At 47.4% G+C, this 16220-nt stretch carries 16 protein-coding genes and 5 tRNA genes; 11 read left to right on the forward strand and 10 right to left on the reverse strand.

Going from position 1 to position 16220, the window contains the following annotated elements; genetic code table 11:
- Positions 1-6: 6 nt before the first annotated feature.
- The 3 genes from malQ to BLW33_RS07070 form a co-directional block, all read right to left on the reverse strand.
- Entirely contained in the window at positions 7-1557 is a 1551-nt protein-coding gene (gene malQ, locus BLW33_RS07060; RefSeq protein WP_090306908.1) for a 4-alpha-glucanotransferase, read from the reverse strand.
- Between the two features lie 31 nt (positions 1558-1588).
- Positions 1589-2251, reverse strand: a complete 663-nt coding sequence (locus BLW33_RS07065) for an HAD family hydrolase (RefSeq protein WP_090306911.1) — start codon at positions 2249-2251, stop codon at positions 1589-1591.
- A 128-nt stretch (positions 2252-2379) separates the two neighbouring features.
- Positions 2380-2637 (reverse strand): hypothetical protein, encoded by a 258-nt coding sequence (locus BLW33_RS07070; protein ID WP_090242706.1) that lies wholly within the window; start codon positions 2635-2637, stop codon positions 2380-2382.
- A gap of 123 nt (positions 2638-2760) precedes the next feature.
- On the opposite strand from BLW33_RS07070, the gene uvrC reads away from it, so the two are divergent.
- Genes uvrC through prfA form a run of 5 tightly spaced genes read left to right on the forward strand, consistent with a single transcriptional unit; the run spans position 2761 to position 8460 of the window.
- Complete coding sequence (gene uvrC, locus BLW33_RS07075) at positions 2761-4644, forward strand: excinuclease ABC subunit UvrC (protein WP_090306914.1); 1884 nt, start codon at positions 2761-2763, stop codon at positions 4642-4644.
- Positions 4637-5674, forward strand: coding sequence for an HPr(Ser) kinase/phosphatase (hprK, locus tag BLW33_RS07080; protein WP_090306917.1), 1038 nt, complete (start codon positions 4637-4639; stop codon positions 5672-5674). Before uvrC ends, hprK begins: the two co-directional genes overlap by 8 nt.
- The gene (locus BLW33_RS07085) at positions 5667-6440 is read left to right on the forward strand and encodes a phosphatase (RefSeq protein ID WP_090306920.1); all 774 of its coding nucleotides are present in this window, start codon (positions 5667-5669) and stop codon (positions 6438-6440) included. The genes hprK and BLW33_RS07085 overlap by 8 nt, the downstream gene beginning before the upstream one ends.
- 58 nt (positions 6441-6498) lie before the next feature.
- A complete protein-coding gene (locus tag BLW33_RS07090; protein ID WP_090306923.1) occupies positions 6499-7374 on the forward strand; it encodes a DegV family protein in 876 nt (291 codons plus the stop codon).
- A gap of 15 nt (positions 7375-7389) precedes the next feature.
- On the forward strand, positions 7390-8460 hold the full coding sequence (gene prfA, locus BLW33_RS07095) for a peptide chain release factor 1 (RefSeq protein WP_090242718.1): 1071 nt from the start codon (positions 7390-7392) through the stop codon (positions 8458-8460).
- Here prfA and BLW33_RS07100 read toward each other — a convergent pair.
- Positions 8457-9035: a CDP-alcohol phosphatidyltransferase family protein gene (locus BLW33_RS07100; protein ID WP_090306926.1), complete on the reverse strand. Its 579-nt coding sequence runs from the start codon at positions 9033-9035 to the stop codon at positions 8457-8459. The genes prfA and BLW33_RS07100 overlap by 4 nt on opposite strands.
- Positions 9036-9161: 126 nt before the next feature.
- Between BLW33_RS07100 and BLW33_RS07105 the strand changes: the two genes are divergently transcribed.
- The 3 genes from BLW33_RS07105 (at position 9162) to BLW33_RS07115 (ending at position 11471) form a co-directional block, all read left to right on the forward strand.
- Positions 9162-9806: a lysozyme family protein gene (locus BLW33_RS07105; RefSeq protein ID WP_090306929.1), complete on the forward strand. Its 645-nt coding sequence runs from the start codon at positions 9162-9164 to the stop codon at positions 9804-9806.
- Positions 9807-9961: 155 nt separating this feature from the next.
- Positions 9962-11086, forward strand: a complete 1125-nt coding sequence (locus BLW33_RS07110; protein WP_090306932.1) for an aldo/keto reductase — start codon at positions 9962-9964, stop codon at positions 11084-11086.
- 10 nt (positions 11087-11096) lie between these two features.
- The gene (locus BLW33_RS07115) at positions 11097-11471 is read left to right on the forward strand and encodes a MerR family transcriptional regulator (RefSeq protein ID WP_090306935.1); all 375 of its coding nucleotides are present in this window, start codon (positions 11097-11099) and stop codon (positions 11469-11471) included.
- 108 nt (positions 11472-11579) lie between these two features.
- Here the strand turns inward: BLW33_RS07115 and BLW33_RS07120 are convergent.
- The 6 genes from BLW33_RS07120 to pyrE all read right to left on the reverse strand — a co-directional run bounded on the left by BLW33_RS07120 (position 11580) and on the right by pyrE (position 12911).
- A tRNA-Lys gene (locus BLW33_RS07120) sits at positions 11580-11655 on the reverse strand.
- A 133-nt stretch (positions 11656-11788) separates the two neighbouring features.
- Positions 11789-11864 (reverse strand) — tRNA-Gln (locus BLW33_RS07125).
- A gap of 11 nt (positions 11865-11875) precedes the next feature.
- Positions 11876-11951 (reverse strand) — tRNA-His (locus BLW33_RS07130).
- Positions 11952-11967: 16 nt separating this feature from the next.
- Positions 11968-12044, reverse strand: a tRNA-Arg gene (locus BLW33_RS07135).
- A gap of 7 nt (positions 12045-12051) precedes the next feature.
- A tRNA-Gly gene (locus BLW33_RS07140) sits at positions 12052-12125 on the reverse strand.
- A 120-nt stretch (positions 12126-12245) separates the two neighbouring features.
- On the reverse strand, positions 12246-12911 hold the full coding sequence (gene pyrE / locus BLW33_RS07145; protein ID WP_090306937.1) for an orotate phosphoribosyltransferase: 666 nt from the start codon (positions 12909-12911) through the stop codon (positions 12246-12248).
- A gap of 197 nt (positions 12912-13108) precedes the next feature.
- On the opposite strand from pyrE, the gene BLW33_RS07150 reads away from it, so the two are divergent.
- The 3 genes from BLW33_RS07150 to BLW33_RS07160 are packed head-to-tail and all read left to right on the forward strand — an operon-like array spanning position 13109 to position 15634.
- The gene (locus BLW33_RS07150; protein WP_176966657.1) at positions 13109-14134 is read left to right on the forward strand and encodes a methionine ABC transporter ATP-binding protein; all 1026 of its coding nucleotides are present in this window, start codon (positions 13109-13111) and stop codon (positions 14132-14134) included.
- Positions 14124-14786, forward strand: a complete 663-nt coding sequence (locus BLW33_RS07155) for a methionine ABC transporter permease (RefSeq protein WP_090306939.1) — start codon at positions 14124-14126, stop codon at positions 14784-14786. Before BLW33_RS07150 ends, BLW33_RS07155 begins: the two co-directional genes overlap by 11 nt.
- A gap of 20 nt (positions 14787-14806) precedes the next feature.
- Positions 14807-15634 carry a MetQ/NlpA family ABC transporter substrate-binding protein gene (locus tag BLW33_RS07160; protein ID WP_090306942.1) on the forward strand — a complete coding sequence of 276 codons (828 nt, stop codon included), beginning with the start codon at positions 14807-14809 and terminating at the stop codon, positions 15632-15634.
- Positions 15635-16220 lie beyond the last annotated feature (586 nt).

Consider the following 16220-nt stretch of genomic DNA (forward strand, 5'->3'; position numbering starts at 1 on the left):
GTTTTTTTAACGCTTGTACAATTGATTTAATGCTTTGATAAACGAAACGTCGATGCTCTTAAGGGCTTCCGGAGCGACCCGGAAAGCCCAATTTCCATCGGCCTGTCCGGGCTTGTTCATCTTGGTATCCCCGCCGAAGCCACAGAGGTCCTGGATCGGGACGATGGCGATGCTGGCGCCGCTTTGCCATAAGGCTCGGATAAAGGCACGGCAGGAGGGGCTTTTGGGCCCACCCACCTGCCAATCATCCCCCTGGCCGGTGTAGCCCACATAGGCCAGGGCGTTTTCTCGCTGGCAGGGGAGGAGCTCCCACAGCCAGCCCAGAAGTGTATTATTGTCGTGGGTGCCGGTGTAGGCAACGGTCTTTTTACTATAGTTATGGGGAAGGTGCTGGTTGTCCCCATCCTCTATAAAGCCAAATTGGAGAACCCCCATGCCAGGCAGTCCGGAGTCGGCCAGTAGGGAGATGACGCCCTCGTCCATAACCCCTAAATCCTCGGCAATGATTCGGGGCGTTGAGAAGTCAATGGCATCGGTAAAGGCATCAAAAAGCTTCATCCCCGGCCCAGGCAGCCATTTTCCCTCCCGGGCGGTTGGTGCATCCCCAGGGACGGCCCAATAGGCAGAAAAGGCCCGGAAGTGATCGATTCGGACGGCGTCGAAAAGGGTGAGGGTGTGTTTAAGCCGCTGAATCCACCAGGCATAGCCTGTTTTTTCCATATTTGGCCAATGGTACAGGGGATTCCCCCAGAGCTGGCCATCCTCACAAAAATAATCCGGAGGAACCCCTGCAACGCTGATGGGATGGCCCTCTGCATCAATTTCAAAAAGCTGGGGATGTACCCAGACATCTGCGCTCTCAATATCCACGTAGATGGGCATGTCCCCCATGATCTGGATGCCCTTAGTGCCGGCGTACTCCTTAATGGATTGCCATTGGGTAGAGAAAATATATTGGAGGAAATACTGAAAGTGTATCTCATCCTCCAGGCGTTTTGTGGCAGCGTCCAGTGCCTTGGGATCGCGCCGCTTTAAAAAATCATCGGTCCACTGGGTCCAGGGCCGTCCGCTTTGTTCTTTTTGGATGGCTTGACAAAGGGCATAGTCTGTCAGCCAGTGGTCATTGGCCTGGACAAAATTGGCAATATTCTCCTTGCGTTCTTCGGTCAGGCGGGTGTAAGCCAACCGAAAAAGGGACATCCGGGTTGCTTTGATGGTGGTATAATCCACGCTGTAGGGATTGTGGTTGATCTTTGCGCCTTCAACCTCCGCAGCAGTGAGCAGGCCTGCTTCTCCCAGGCCTTGGGGGTCGATAAAGTAAATGTTCCCGGCGAAGGCGGACAGGCTTTTATAGGGTGAGTTAAAGGCATCAATGGGCCCGAAGGGGAGGACCTGCCACCAGGTACAGCCCATTTCGGACAATTGATCGACAAATGCTCGGGCCTCCTTGCCAAAGGTGCCGATTCCAAAGTCTCCGGGGAGGGAAGAGACATGGAGAAGCACACCTGAGGATCTGGGGAATAATGTTGTTTTTGAAGATTCCTTTTTTCTTTTCATCTTTTCAAATCCTTTCCGTATTTATGGATTTTTATTCGTTCCCAGCAGCAAAGAAGGTCAGCAGATCCTGGACATCGCTGGCGGTAAAGAGGGGATGATAGGCCTTGGTATCCTCTGGGGTTTTAAAACCGTATCCGTAGGTGACGGCGATAAAGGGGATACCAGCGGACCAGGCGCCCTGGGCATCGTACTCGCTATCCCCAATTAAAACGGCATCCCAGGGGGTGCGGTCTAAGGTCGTGAGGGCGTCGGTGATGATATCGGCCTTTGTTTTCGATTCGGCCTGATCGATACCGCAGATGGCGTCAAAATAATGGGCGATCCCGGCGGCCTCAAGGGTCCGAATGGCAATATCCTCCCGCTTCAAGGTAGCCACCGCCAGCTGGTGTCCGGTTGCTTTAAGGTATTTTAATAAATCCACCAATTGTATGTAGGCCACAGCCTCTTTAAAGCCGTATTCATTTTGGTACCAGCGATGGTGAGTAACGCAGGCTCTGGCAGCTTCCTCATCCAGGCCGTAATGGGTACGATAGGATTTAAGGCTTGGAGGACCACAGAAGGCCGCCAGGGTGGAATCCGGCAATTGGGGCAGCCCCATGGTATCGGCGGTATAGCGAACGGCACTGATAATGCCCGGCGCCGTATCCAAAAGGGTGCCGTCTAAATCAAAAATAATGACGCGGTATTTATTCATCCTTCACTCCATCTCATAAAAAAAGGAAAATCCCAAATGGGTATTCCCAGGATTTTCCATTTTGGCCGTATTGGTGTTTGTGCGACTATGTGCTATAATGTAAACTGTCATTCATTATGAAAATTACATTATGCCTGGGATAGGGTAAAATGTCCAAGATCCACAGATTCATAGATTTGTTTCAATAGCTTCTTTGCTTCCTTGAGGATCTCACTTTCAGATAATGGCAACCGGATGTCGCGAACTTCGACGATTTCAAGGGGCTTGTCCTTGACGACCTTCGTCAGGGTGTAGCCATCATCGTATATTTTAGGAATAATCCGGACTTCAAAGGTTCCATTGCTTATGATGGTATCATTGCCGTTTTGAGACAGTGTTTCAAACATCGAATCACATCCTTTCTGTAGTACTTTCGTTATCTGATAGTATTATAGCAAATGTGGGGAGAATGAAAAAGGTTAAAGAGGTTAAAAAAACGAATTCATATAGAAATATTTCAGGAAAGCACTATGTTTGATCGAGATTCTTTAAAAAACATTCCCCATCAGCCGGGGATTTATATGTACCATAACCACGCCGGAGATATCATCTATGTGGGAAAAGCCAAGGATTTAAATAATCGGGTGCGTCAGTATTTTCAAAACTCTAAAAACCTTACACCCAAGACAGTTACCCTGGTTTCCCACATTGAATGGGTGGAGACCATTGTGGTGGACAGTGAGATGGAGGCTCTGATCCTGGAGTGTAACCTGATTAAAGAGCATCATCCAAAGTATAATATAATGCTGAAGGATGATAAAAGCTACCCTTACATCAAGGTGACCCTCCAGGACGAGTACCCCCGGATTCTCATGACCCGTAAGCATAAAAAGGATGGTGCCCGTTATTTTGGCCCCTTTACCAACAGCATGGCGGTGAAGCAGACCATTGAGGCCATTGGTAGGGTATACCCCCTGAGACGGTGTAATCGTCATGTGGCCTTTGGAAAACGCATTGGCCGTCCGTGCCTGAACTACCATATTGGGCAGTGCTGTGCACCCTGTACGGGGAAGGTACCGGTGCACGAGTATAGGGAAAGCATCCATGCTGTACTGGATTTGCTGGGTGGGAAGGATAAGGAAATGATTGGCCGTCTGACCCAGGAAATGGCGGCAGCGGCAGAGAACCTCGATTTTGAAACCGCCGCAAAAAAGCGGGATCAAATCCAGGGGATTCGCCATATTGTGGAGCGGCAGAAAATCATTACGAATAATGCCCAGGATCAGGATATTATCGCTTTGGCTTGGGAAGAGGACCTGGCCTGCGTCCAGGTTTTCAACGTGCGGGATGGGAAGATGCTGGGTAGGGACCATGTCTTTATGGAGGGGATTTCCGAATCTTCAGAGGGAGAGATCCTCACCCAGTTTGTCAAGCAATATTATTCCGGCAGGCCATTTATACCCAGGGAGATTATTTTAAGTGCCCCTTTACTGGCGGAAGAATCCGAAACCATCACCGCCTGGCTATCGGATATCCGTGGGGCGAAGGTGCACATTTTACTGCCCCAAAAGGGGCAGAAATCTAAAATGGCCAAAATGGTTGAGGAAAACGCCCGGCTGACCTTAGGCCAGTATTTATTGGAGCAGCGCCATAAGCAGGAGAAGAAAAAGAGCCGCTTAGACTCCCTAAGGGATTTACTCCACATGGATGACCTGCCCAAACGGATTGAGGCTTATGATATATCCAATATTAGCGGAACGGATAATGTAGGGGGGATGGTCGTTTTTACAGATGGTCGCCCCGATCGAAAGGCCTACCGACGTTTTAAGATTAAATCCGTTGAGGGTCAGAATGATTATGGCAGCATGCAGGAGGTATTATTCCGGCGAATTGAACGGGGATTAAAGGAGCAGGCTGAGGGAGTTGAACCTGGAAAAAGCAGCTTTTTACCCTTTCCCGAGATATTTTGTATTGATGGTGGGAAAACCCATGTCGATGCTGTTCGGAGTATTCTGGGAATGTACCCAGAGCTGGATATTGCGGTTACGGGGTTGGTCAAGGATGACCACCATCATCTGAGGGGGCTCATTTATAAGGATGAGGAATACCCCCTTCAGCATGGGACCCCCCTGTGTACCTTTCTCAGTGAGATATCCGAAGAGGTTCACCGTTATGCCCTGGGGTACCACCATCAATTGCGCAAGAAGGGGATGATGGCTTCAGAGCTGGAGGGAATCCCCGGTATTGGGAAAAAACGTCGGGAGGCCTTAATGCGGCATTTCGGACGGATTGAAAATATAAAAACTGCGACGGTGCAGGAGCTTTCCGCCATCCCGGGAATGGATGTGAGGGCGGCTAAGGCAGTGGTGGCATGGTCTACAGAAAACAACCAGACAGGAGAAAATCATGAATAGTAGAGAGAATCGAACAGAGCCCTTGTGTGTGATTAATATCAAAGACTTTTGTAAAGAAATGGATTTGGAAATCGTCCATTGTGAGTTTGAAACCTTCGAGCTTTACGACGGTGGGATTAACCGCCCAGGCCTCCAGCTCCATGGCTATTACGAATATTTTGATGCCAGCCGAATCCAAATTATCGGGAAGGTGGAGATGTCCTATCTGATGAGTCTGGACGAGCGCCTTCGGGAAAAACGGATTAACGACTTCTTCTCCTATAACTTCCCCTGTTTTATTGTGTGCTGGGATTTGCCCCAGGTACAGCTCTTTGAAGAGGCCGCAGAGAAGCAGAACCGTATCCTGTTAAAGAGCAAGGAAAAAACTACCTCCCTGACTTACCGCCTGGTGGATTATGTGGATACCCTGACCGCGCCCCGGACCGGTATTCACGGCGTATTGGTGGAGGTCCATGGGGTTGGGGTGGTCATCACCGGAGCCAGCGGAATTGGAAAGAGCGAAACCGCTCTGGAGCTTATTAAACGCGGCAATAGCTTTATTGCAGATGATGTGGTGGAGATTACCTGCCATCACAGCCATACCCTCATGGGAGAGGCTCCTGAGATGCTGCGGTATTATATGGAGGTTCGGGGGATCGGCATTATCGACGTGCGGATGCTCTACGGGGCAAAGTCCGTAAAACGATCTGTGGAAATCGATATGGTCATTCGTCTGGAAAATTGGAATGACCGGTCGCCCTATGACCGGTTGGGATTGGATGAAGAAACCACGGATATCCTCGGTGTGGAGGTTCCCCTGGTCACCATTCCTGTCTCCGGCGGGCGTAATTTGGCAGCCATCATTGAGACGGCGGCCATCAATAACCGGATGAAGGCCGCCGGTTTCCGCTCTGCTCAAATCTTCTGTGATAATATTGCACGACATAATGAAGAGGTTGCGGAGGAACGGCGTCGCAAGCAAGGTGACAAAAGTGAAACCGAAGCTCCTGATGCATTACTAGAAGAAAAGAAAGAGGACGAAAATGCGTGATTATTTAATGGATGCCCATGCCCACACCGTGGTCAGCGGCCATGCCTATAATACGGTACAGGAGCTGGTGGATATGGCCAATATCCGTGGCCTGGAACTGATTTGTTTAACCGAGCACGGACCAGCGCTTCCAGGGGCACCCCAGCCCATTTATTTTGCCAATTACCGGATTATTCCATCGGTTATTGACAATGTGCGGGTTTTAAAGGGAATTGAGGCAAATATCATGGATTTTGAAGGAACCTTGGATATACCCGAAAGGTGCGTGCCAAATTTGGAGGTCATTTCAGCATCCCTTCATGATATTTGCCTGGCACCTGGCAGCCAGTCGGAAAACACTTCGGCAGTGCTGGGGGCCATCGAAAACCCCTTGGTGGATTTTCTATGTCATCTGGGAAACCCAACCTTTTCCCTGGATTACGAGGCGATTTTACAAAGTGCTAAAAAGCACGATAAGATGATTGAAATTAACAATGGGTCCTTCTTCATACGCAAGGGCTGTGCGCCTAATTGCGTGGCTATCGCAAAACGTTGTGCGGAGCTGGATATCCCCATCGTTGTGGGAAGTGATACCCATTACCGATGTGATTTAGGGCATTTCCCATATGCTGATCGGGCCTTGGAGATGGCTGGGGTTCCAGATGAATTAATTGTTAACCTGGAACCGTGGAAATTTATGAATATTTTAAAGCATCATGGAAAAGTGATTGGAAGGGAAGCCCGAATCCCCCTGGAGGACGTGTTCAATTTTAATTGCGAAAGCTGAGATGCTTATGATATGATATAATTTCAAAGATAAATTGCAAGGATTGGAGAATGGTTCCATGACAATAAAGATTATAACAGATTCTGCCTGTGACATGCCAAAAGCACTGGTAGAGGAGTATGGCGTTGAAATCATGCCGCTCTACATTATGCAAGGGAACACGTCCTATAGGGACGGCATTGACATAACACCAGATCGGCTATATTCTGAAATGCGGAAGGGGGAGCACTTTAGTACTTCCCAGATCCCGTATTCCGATTTCGTTTCGACCTTTACCAGACATGCTGAGGCAGGTGAAGCTTTTATTAATCTAAGTTTTTCCAGTGGATTATCGGGCACATATCAAACGGCGATGCTTGCCTTACGGGATGTGAAGGAAAAATATCCGGAGGTCCCCATGGCGGTTCTGGATACTAAGGCGGTTACCGGTGGCCTTGGGATGATTGTGGCGAAGGTGGCAGAAGCGGCGCATAAAGGAGCGGATTTTGAATCCCTGGCAGCCTATACCAAGAAATTATCCACCCAGATCCGTCATGTTTTTACAGTGACCAATTTGGAGTATTTGTACCGCGGTGGACGGTTGAATAAGGGCACGGCCATGGTCGGGAATTTGCTTAATATCTACCCTTTGTTGGAGGTGGATGAAAGCGGTGAGCTTCAGAACATCGATAAGGCCAGGGGTGAAAAGAAACTGATTAAAAAAATGGTGGATTATGTGGCTAAAAACATGTCAAATCCTGGAAAACAGGATATGTATATTGCCCACGCGGATAATATGGCCTTGGTCGAAATGTTTATCAAAATTGCCCATAAACACCATATCGATCCTAAGATGATTGAAATTATGACATTAGCTCCTATTATTGGAACCCATACAGGGCCAGGGAGTTTGACGGTATTCTTTTTTGAAAATGAAATTATAGAGATGAGTTAAGAGGTTAGAGACAGGATGTTAGAAAAACTGGATTTTTTATCAGAAAAATATGATGATTTAAATCAGAAGATTTCCGATCCGGAAGTCATTGCAGATCAGGCTAAGTGGCAGAAGCTTATGAAAGAGCATGCCCATCTGGAGCCTATCATCGCCCATTATATGGCCTATAAGAAAGCCTCGGAGGGCATTGAAGAGAGCAAGGAAATGCTGTTGGATAAAGCTCTGGATAAAGAGTTTAAAGAGCTTTGTGAAATGGAATTATCAGAGTTGACAGAGGAAAAGGAACGCCTAGAGGAAGAACTGAAGGTCCTTCTGCTTCCCAAGGACCCCAACGATGATAAAAACGTTATTGTGGAAATCCGGGCTGGTGCCGGTGGCAGTGAAGCCGCCCTCTTTGCAGGGGATTTATTCCGGATGTTTACCCGTTATGCCGAGCGTCATCGGTGGAAAAGTGAAATCATGAATTCCAATATTCCGGATATTGGAGGGATTAAGGAAATCACCTTTGCCATTGAAGGGCAGGGAGCCTACAGCCGGTTAAAATATGAAAGTGGCGTCCATCGTGTTCAGCGGATTCCGTCAACGGAGTCTGGCGGCCGAATCCATACATCCACAGCGACGGTTGCTGTATTGCCAGAGGTAGATGATGTTGAGGTTGAAATTAATCCCAACGATATCCGAGTGGACGTTTATCGCTCCTCTGGGAATGGGGGACAGTGCGTCAACACCACCGACTCGGCAGTTCGTTTAACCCATGAGCCCACAGGACTGGTGGTGACTTGCCAGGATGAAAAATCCCAGCTTAAAAACAAAGAAAAGGCCATGAAGGTGTTAAAAGCCCGGCTGTATGAAATCGAAATGCAGAAACAGCAGAGCGAAATTGCCAAGGATCGAAAAAGCCAGGTTGGGACAGGGGATCGAAGCGAACGGATTCGGACCTACAATTTCCCCCAAGGCCGGGTAACCGATCACCGCATCGGGATGACCGTCCATCAACTGGATGCCTTTTTAGATGGGGAAATTGACGAAATGGTGGATGCTCTGATTACCTCAGATCAAGCAGAGAAAATGAAAGCGGGGCTTTAAGACTGGCTTTCCTCCCGGAGCTCTGCGTACATTTGCTTAAAGGCCTGACTGTACTGATAAAAGGAAATACTGAGCATAACGCCGGTAATAATCATCAGTAGGTTGGCATAAAGTGCTCCCATCTGTGGGAAGGAAACCAATAAAAAAGTCGTGACAAAAAACGTGGCAGTGGAGACCTTACCCGCCCAAAGGGCCCCGCTAAAGCGTTTTCCTTTTTTGAGGAGCTTAATGTCGTTAACAAGCATATAAATCTCCTTCACCATAAATAGGGCAACCAGCCATAGGATGGCAGGGAAACGCAGAATCAACATGAGTATGACTGCAAATTGTGTGAGCTTATCCGCCACAGGGTCTAAGATAATCCCCAGTTCTGTAATCATATTAAAGCGTCGGGCAATCAGGCCATCGAATAAATCGGTGAGTCCAGAGCCCAGAATAATCAGGCCAACGATTAAAAAATCTAGGGGTGATTCTGCTTTAAAGTAGAGATAGAGAAACATAGGAATCAAAAGTAAACGAATGATGCTCAGGATATTGGGGATACTCAAAATTTGTTTCGCTTCAATTTTCTTCATGTTGCTTCCTTTCATAGTGAAGATGATAAATACGATTGTAATTCTAAACATTCACTAAAACAATGTCAATTGATAAAATAGGATGAGATTAAGCTGGTCTAAAGGCTGTCGGGTTAGGATGAACTAATGAGTAAAAAAAGAAAGAAAAAACATCGTATAAAGACCCTAGGCTGTTTGTCCATTTTAGCTGTATTAGCCATCATCATTCTCATTGCATCAGGATGCCGTTATCTGACCTCTTATGCCCAAACGTTGTGGGAAAGCAATGTGTCTGGAGTGCTCACCTCGGCTGTGATGGATTATGAGCCGACAGTAAGGCAATACGCCAGAGAAAATGACATTGAGCCCTACACAGACATCTTGCTGGCCATGATGATGCAGGAATCCAAGGGCATGGGCAACGACCCCATGCAAAGCAGTGAAAGCACCCATAACACAGTCTATGAAAAGGCGCCTGGCGCCATTGAGGACCCAGACTATTCCATTATGGTGGGTGTTCGCTATTTTAGCGATTCTTTAGACCTAGCTGAGTGTAAGGGTCCCGAGGATTTAAGCCGCCTGGAATTGGCGATTCAGGGCTATAATTTCGGAAATGGCTACATTAGCTGGGCCAGGGAACGGAATGAGGGCTACACCGAAGAAAATGCGCGAATTTTCAGCAATGCCATGAAGGCAGAGCTGGGATGGGATGTTTATGGGGATCCGGAATATGCCAACAAGGTAATGCGTTATTATGAACAGATTCAAAGCAATCAGGATGAAAATGAATAAATGTAGTCAGGATGAAAATTCTGGCTATTTTTATTGGTTAAAAAAATAAGCGAATTGACTTGACTTGGAGCGTACTCCAAGTGTTATGCTAGAACAAAGTCATCCAGTCAAGGGAAAAGGATTGGGTGACGGATTATAAAAAACAGGAGATTGTAATGACACAGAAAAAATTAGGTTTTGGTTTTATGCGCTTGCCTTTAATGAGTTTGGAAGATCCGGCCAGTGTCAATATCCCAGTCTTGAAAAAAATGGTGGACACCTTTTTAGCCCGGGGATTTACATATTTTGATACGGCCTATATGTATCATGATTTTAAGAGTGAAATGTTTCTGCGGGAGGTTTTGGTGAAGCGCCATCCCAGGGATTCCTTTACGGTGGCCAGTAAGATGCCTACCATGCTTCTGAAATCTCAGAATCAGGTGACTGAGATCTTCGAGGAGCAGCTTGAAAAGTGCGGCGTCGATTATTTCGATTATTACCTGCTGCATAATCTTGGCATCAATAATTATGCCACGGCAGAAAAATATGGATGCTTTGAGTTTATACAGGAAAAGAAGGCAGAGGGGAAAATTAAGCATATCGGTTTTTCATACCACGACTCTGCAGATTTATTAGAAGACATTTTATCAGCCCATCCAGAGATTGAATTTGTCCAGCTACAGCTCAATTATCTGGACTGGGAAAGTGAGAGCATTCAATCCCGAAGGTGCTATGAGGTCGCCACAAACCATGGCGTTCCAGTCATCGTAATGGAACCGATCAAGGGGGGAACCCTTGCAGAAGTGCCAAAGGCAGCTGAAACGCTGCTAAAAGCCCAAAATCCTCATGGATCAATGGCATCCTGGGCCCTTCGATTTGCGGCCAGCCTTGATAATGTCATGATGGTCTTAAGCGGAATGTCCGATATGGATCAGCTCCTAGATAATATCAGCTACATGGAGAATTTTTTATCCCTATCCGAGGAAGAAGAAGCCACCCTCTGGAAGGCCGTTGACATGATTAATGCATCCATCGCCATTCCCTGTACAGCCTGTGGCTATTGTGTGGAGGGCTGTCCCCAAAAGATTGCCATTCCAAAATATTTTAGTCTGTACAACGCCGAAATTCAGTCGGATAACAAGGGCTTTTCAACCCATAGCGTTTATTTTAACAATTTGATCAAGGATTCTGGGAAGCCTTCGGATTGCATTGAATGTGGGCAGTGTGAAGAAGCCTGTCCCCAGCATCTTTCCATTATGGAGGATTTAAAACAAGTGGCCAAAACCTTTGAGGCACAATAGGGAGGGCATCGTGACGATTACTGAGGTTTCTGAAAAATATGGGATTTCAGCTGACACCATAAGGTATTATGAGCGCATCGGCTTAATTCCGCCCATTCATCGCAGGGATAATGGTATCCGAGATTTTACCGAGGAGGATTGTAATTGGGTCAGCTTTGCCAAATGTATGCGCAGTGCAGGACTCTCCATTGAAACGTTGATTGAATACGTCGGGATGTTTAGGCAGGGTGATGCGACAGCTGGCGCCCGAAAGGATTTGCTCATTGAACAGCGTGTCCAGCTGGCTCATCGGATTCAGGAAATGCAGGAAACGCTGCAGCGCCTTGATTATAAAATTGAGCGGTACGAAGAGATTACCTGTGGGTTTGAGAAAAAGATGCGATAATAAATAAAAAGAGTGATTTGAAAAGCGGTCCCAACAGACCGTTTTTTTTGTGGATAGGGAATGTGAAAAGCATAAAAAAAAGCCTTTCGGCTTTCATTAATGTTTAGATGGTGACCCATGGGCGACTTGAACGCCCGACACCCTGATTAAAAGTCAGATGCTCTACCAACTGAGCTAATGGGTCATATATAATTCTATCTCTCATCCACTGCGTACAGTCATAAAACGGGGAAGTCCGCCCGACTAAGCGATTCATACCAAATCAAAGATTTGGGTTCTCTGCTTATACCAACTGAGCTAATGGGTCATAATAAAAATGGCAGGGGTAGCAGGACTCGAACCTACGCATGCCAGAGTCAAAGTCTGGTGCCTTACCGACTTGGCTATACCCCTAAATAAAAAAATGGGGTGGACGAAGGGACTCGAACCCTCGACAACCAGAACCACAATCTGGCGCTCTACCAACTGAACTACGTCCACCACAAATCATAAATAATGGCGCGCCAACAGGGATTCGAACCCCGGGCACACGGCTTAGAAGGCCGTTGCTCTATCCGACTGAGCTATTGGCGCGTATTGATGGAGCGGGTGAAGGGAATCGGACCCTCGCGACTGGCTTGGAAGGCCAGGGCTCTACCACTGAGCTACACCCGCAACCTCGCTCCCAACGACTCGGTCGAGAACGAAATTTAGTATACTTGAAATCCAGGGTGTTGTCAACAACAATTTCATAAAAAAACCAAAAAAACATAAAAAACTTAGATTTCTATGAAATTAAACACCAAACTGATCCAAATGGGCCTCCATTCGGTCCTTCATTTCATCATCAATGATAATTTTTCCATCGACCTCATGGTTATGGAGATGGGTGATAATTTCCCGGACCGTCACAATGGGATAGGTTGTGATGCCAAATTCTTCAGCCACTTCCTGGATGGCAGTCTTGCCACCGGTTCCCTTTTCCATCCGGTCCACGGAAATAATGAGGGAATCCACTTTAACATCGGCAATGCCCTTCAGCAAGGGAACACTTTCACGAACCGATGAACCCGCCGTGATGACATCCTCAATAATCATGGCGATATCACCGTCCTGGGGCTTATAGCCGATGATATTGCCCCCCTCACCATGATCCTTGGCTTCTTTGCGGTTGAAACAATAGGGGATGTTGCACTGATGCTCATTATAAAGGGCTACCGAAGCGGTAATCACCAGGGGGATACCTTTATAAGCGGGGCCGTATAGAAAAGAGGTGCTCCCCAAATTTTCAGCGATACAGGCCGCATAATAGCTTCCCAGTTTAGCGATTTGCTCAGATGTACGATAATTTCCGGTATTGACGAAGTAAGGCGTTTTACGGCCGCTCTTTGTCACGAAATCCCCAAAGGTGAGGACGCCGGAACGGACCATAAAGTCGATAAATTCTTCTTTGTAACCCATGATATTCTCCAATTCTTTTTTCTTTAATTATACAATAGGGCCTTTGGGAGTCAAGGGAAAATGAATATGAAAGGGATGGATTGTTCCGATTATCTGAGCTCCTCCTTGACAAAGGAAATTCGGCTGAATTATAATAAAATGAATATAACCATGTAAACTTGGACATTTTGTCTGAAGGAGGATAACGGTACTATAGAATGGAATCCATAAAAGAACAACCCATTGTAGAGATCCAGGGCTTAGGGAAGACCTTTCACACCAAGTCTGGGGATGTCCGGGCACTGGATGATATCAACATCACCATCAATCGAGGTGATATCTTTGGCATCATCGGTATGAGCGGGGCGGGGAAGAGTACCCTGGTTCGCTGTATGAATTTATTGGAAAAACCCACCGAAGGTCGGGTTTTGGTGGACGGGCAGGATATTGCCAGCTTGCCTGAAAAAGAGCTGCGTCGGGTGCGCTACTCCATGGGAATGATTTTTCAGCAGTTTAATCTTCTGGAGCAGCGTACAGCCGAAAAGAATATCCTGTTCGCCTTGGAAATTGCTGGTTTTGATAAAGATCGGGCCAAGGATCGGGCAGCAGAATTATTGGAGCTGGTCGGGCTTTCTGATCGTGCACAGTCTTACCCATCCCAGCTTTCTGGTGGTCAGAAGCAGCGGGTAGCCATTGCCCGGGCATTGGCAAATGAACCGAAGGTGCTTTTGTGTGACGAGGCAACCTCAGCACTGGACCCTTCAACGACACGGTCGATTTTAAACCTTCTCAAAGATATTAACCAAAAACTGGGGATCACCATTATCATCATTACCCATGAGATGAGCGTGGTGGAGGAGATTTGCAGCCATGTGGCTATTATTGATAAGAGCCAGATTGCAGAGCAGGGAAGTGTTGAAAGCATTTTTACAAATCCTAGGACGACCATTGCTAAGAAGATGATTTTTCCGGAGGGTGAAAGCCTGATGACCAAGGTTGGTCAAAAATGCTGCCGCATTGTATTTGACGGAAGCTCGTCCTACGACCCTGTCATTTCAAAGATGATTTTGGAATGTAAGGCCCTGGTAAATATCATGTTTGCGGATATGAAGAATATCGACGGGACCGCCAGGGGACAGATGGTCATTCAGCTGCCAGAGGATTCAACATCGGCAACGAAGGTCCTGAGTTATCTGCGCTCCAATGGACTGAGTGTTGAGGAGGTGGCCGATTATGTGGGATAGTACAATGATCAGTATGATTTGGTGGGGGCTGCTTCAAACTTTGTATATGACCCTGGCCTCCACAATCATCGCCTACGCCCTGGGGATCCCCATGGGGGTCATCCTGGTGGTGTGCGATAAAAATGGCATTAAACCCCTTCCTGGTCTCCACAAGGTTCTGGATGTTTTTGTGAATATCACACGGTCCATTCCTTTCTTGATCCTGTTGATTGCCGTTATTCCCCTGACACGCCTCATTACCGGAACCACCATTGGTTCCAATGCTACCATTGTTCCTTTAGTCATTGCGGCGGCACCCTTTGTGGCCCGAATGGTGGAATCTTCTCTCAGAGAGGTGGATCAGGGTATTATTGAGGCTTCCCTTTCCATGGGAGCAAGCCCAATGCAAATTATTATGAAAGTGCTCCTGCCAGAGGCAAAGCCTTCACTCATCGTGGGGGCGGCCATTGCAACCACGACGATTTTGGGATATTCTGCCATGGCTGGTATTGTTGGCGGTGGTGGTTTAGGGGATATCGCCATTCGCTATGGCTATTATCGTTATGAAAATGGTGTGATGATTGTGACGGTTGTCTTGCTGGTGCTCGTTGTGCAGATTTTCCAGGAAGTGGGAATGAAGCTGGCCCAGAAGCAGGATAAGCGGAAGTCATAAAAAGTAAAGAGGAGGAAATTATGAAGCGTTTTACAAAAGTGTGTGCGGTTGTCCTTGCGGCAGGGTTGCTCATGACATCCCTAGCAGGGTGTGGGGGAGGCTCATCCAGTTCGACAGACGATAAGACCATTGTGGTGGGAGCATCACCAACTCCCCATTCCGAAATTCTCAAAGCAGCGGAAGAAGCTTTGAAGGAAAAGGGATATACCCTTGAGATCAAAGAATTTACCGATTATGTCCAGCCCAACCAGGCATTGTCCAACGGTGAGCTGGATGCCAATTATTTTCAGCACGCACCCTATTTGACCGATTATAACGAAAAAAATGGAACGGACCTAGTGTCTGCAGCTTCAATCCATTATGAACCCTTGGGTCTTTATGCGGGAAAAACAAAGGCTGTGACTGAACTTTCAGATGGTGCGACTATCGCCGTTCCTAACGACACTACCAATGAAGCTCGGGCGCTGTTGCTGTTGGAAAACCAGGGCCTGATCAAATTAAAAGAAGGTGTCGGATTGGCGGCAACACCAAAGGATATTGCTGAAAATCCTAAAAATTTAAAGGTCCAGGAATTGGAAGCCGCCCAGCTTGTCAGATCTCTGGGCGACGTGGACATGGCTGTCATCAATGGGAACTACGCCCTGGATGCCGATTTAAAGGTGAGCGATGCCCTGGCAAAGGAAGAAAAGGATTCTGAAGCGGCTAAAACCTATGCGAACATCGTGGCGGTTCGAAAGGGTGAAGAAAATTCCGATAAGACGAAAGCCTTAATCGATGCCTTAAAAAGCGAATCGGTTCAGAATTATATTTTAAATACCTATGGTGGCGCAGTGGTTCCCATGGATTAACCCGATGAGCTGGAGTTTTTACTCCAGCTTTTTTCGTTTTTGATTATTTAACTCTTTATTAAACCAGCTACTAAATCCACTTGTGAATCCTTGATGGCAATGATATAATACAAACAAAGGTGGTGCAGTATTCTAGTCGGCACTATCGATCACCAGGGCGGGCCTAAAAATCCGTCGAAGGGCATATCGATGAAGTCCCTTGTTCCTGCTTTCGACGCCCAGTCGAGGGTTCTTTCAGGGGGTTAAGGAGGATGGGGCGATCTGCAATGGCATGCAGGCGTAGACCCTGCCTCCGTGGAGACCGGCTTTTGCCGGGAAAACCTGCCAACGTGCCCCAGGCTGTAGTGGCCTGAAGGTTCTGACGCAGTGTAGCCTGCCTTGAGTGGCTTGGGTGGATGGTCTGACAGTTTCATACGGTTCAGGGCCCGAACGTTATGAAATAATGCGGCCGAAACCCAATCTGCAAAAGAGGCTAAGGGTCGATGGGTGCCGCCGGGGAAAACCCCTAGGCTGCTCAATCGTGTCATTCGTATAAGAGGCACAGTGGGGATTATAGTGCACACTTAGTGGTAATTCAGTCCCGCGC

The sequence above is a fragment of the Eubacterium aggregans genome, from assembly GCF_900107815.1.
Lineage (GTDB): Bacteria > Bacillota > Clostridia > Eubacteriales > Eubacteriaceae > Eubacterium_O > Eubacterium_O aggregans.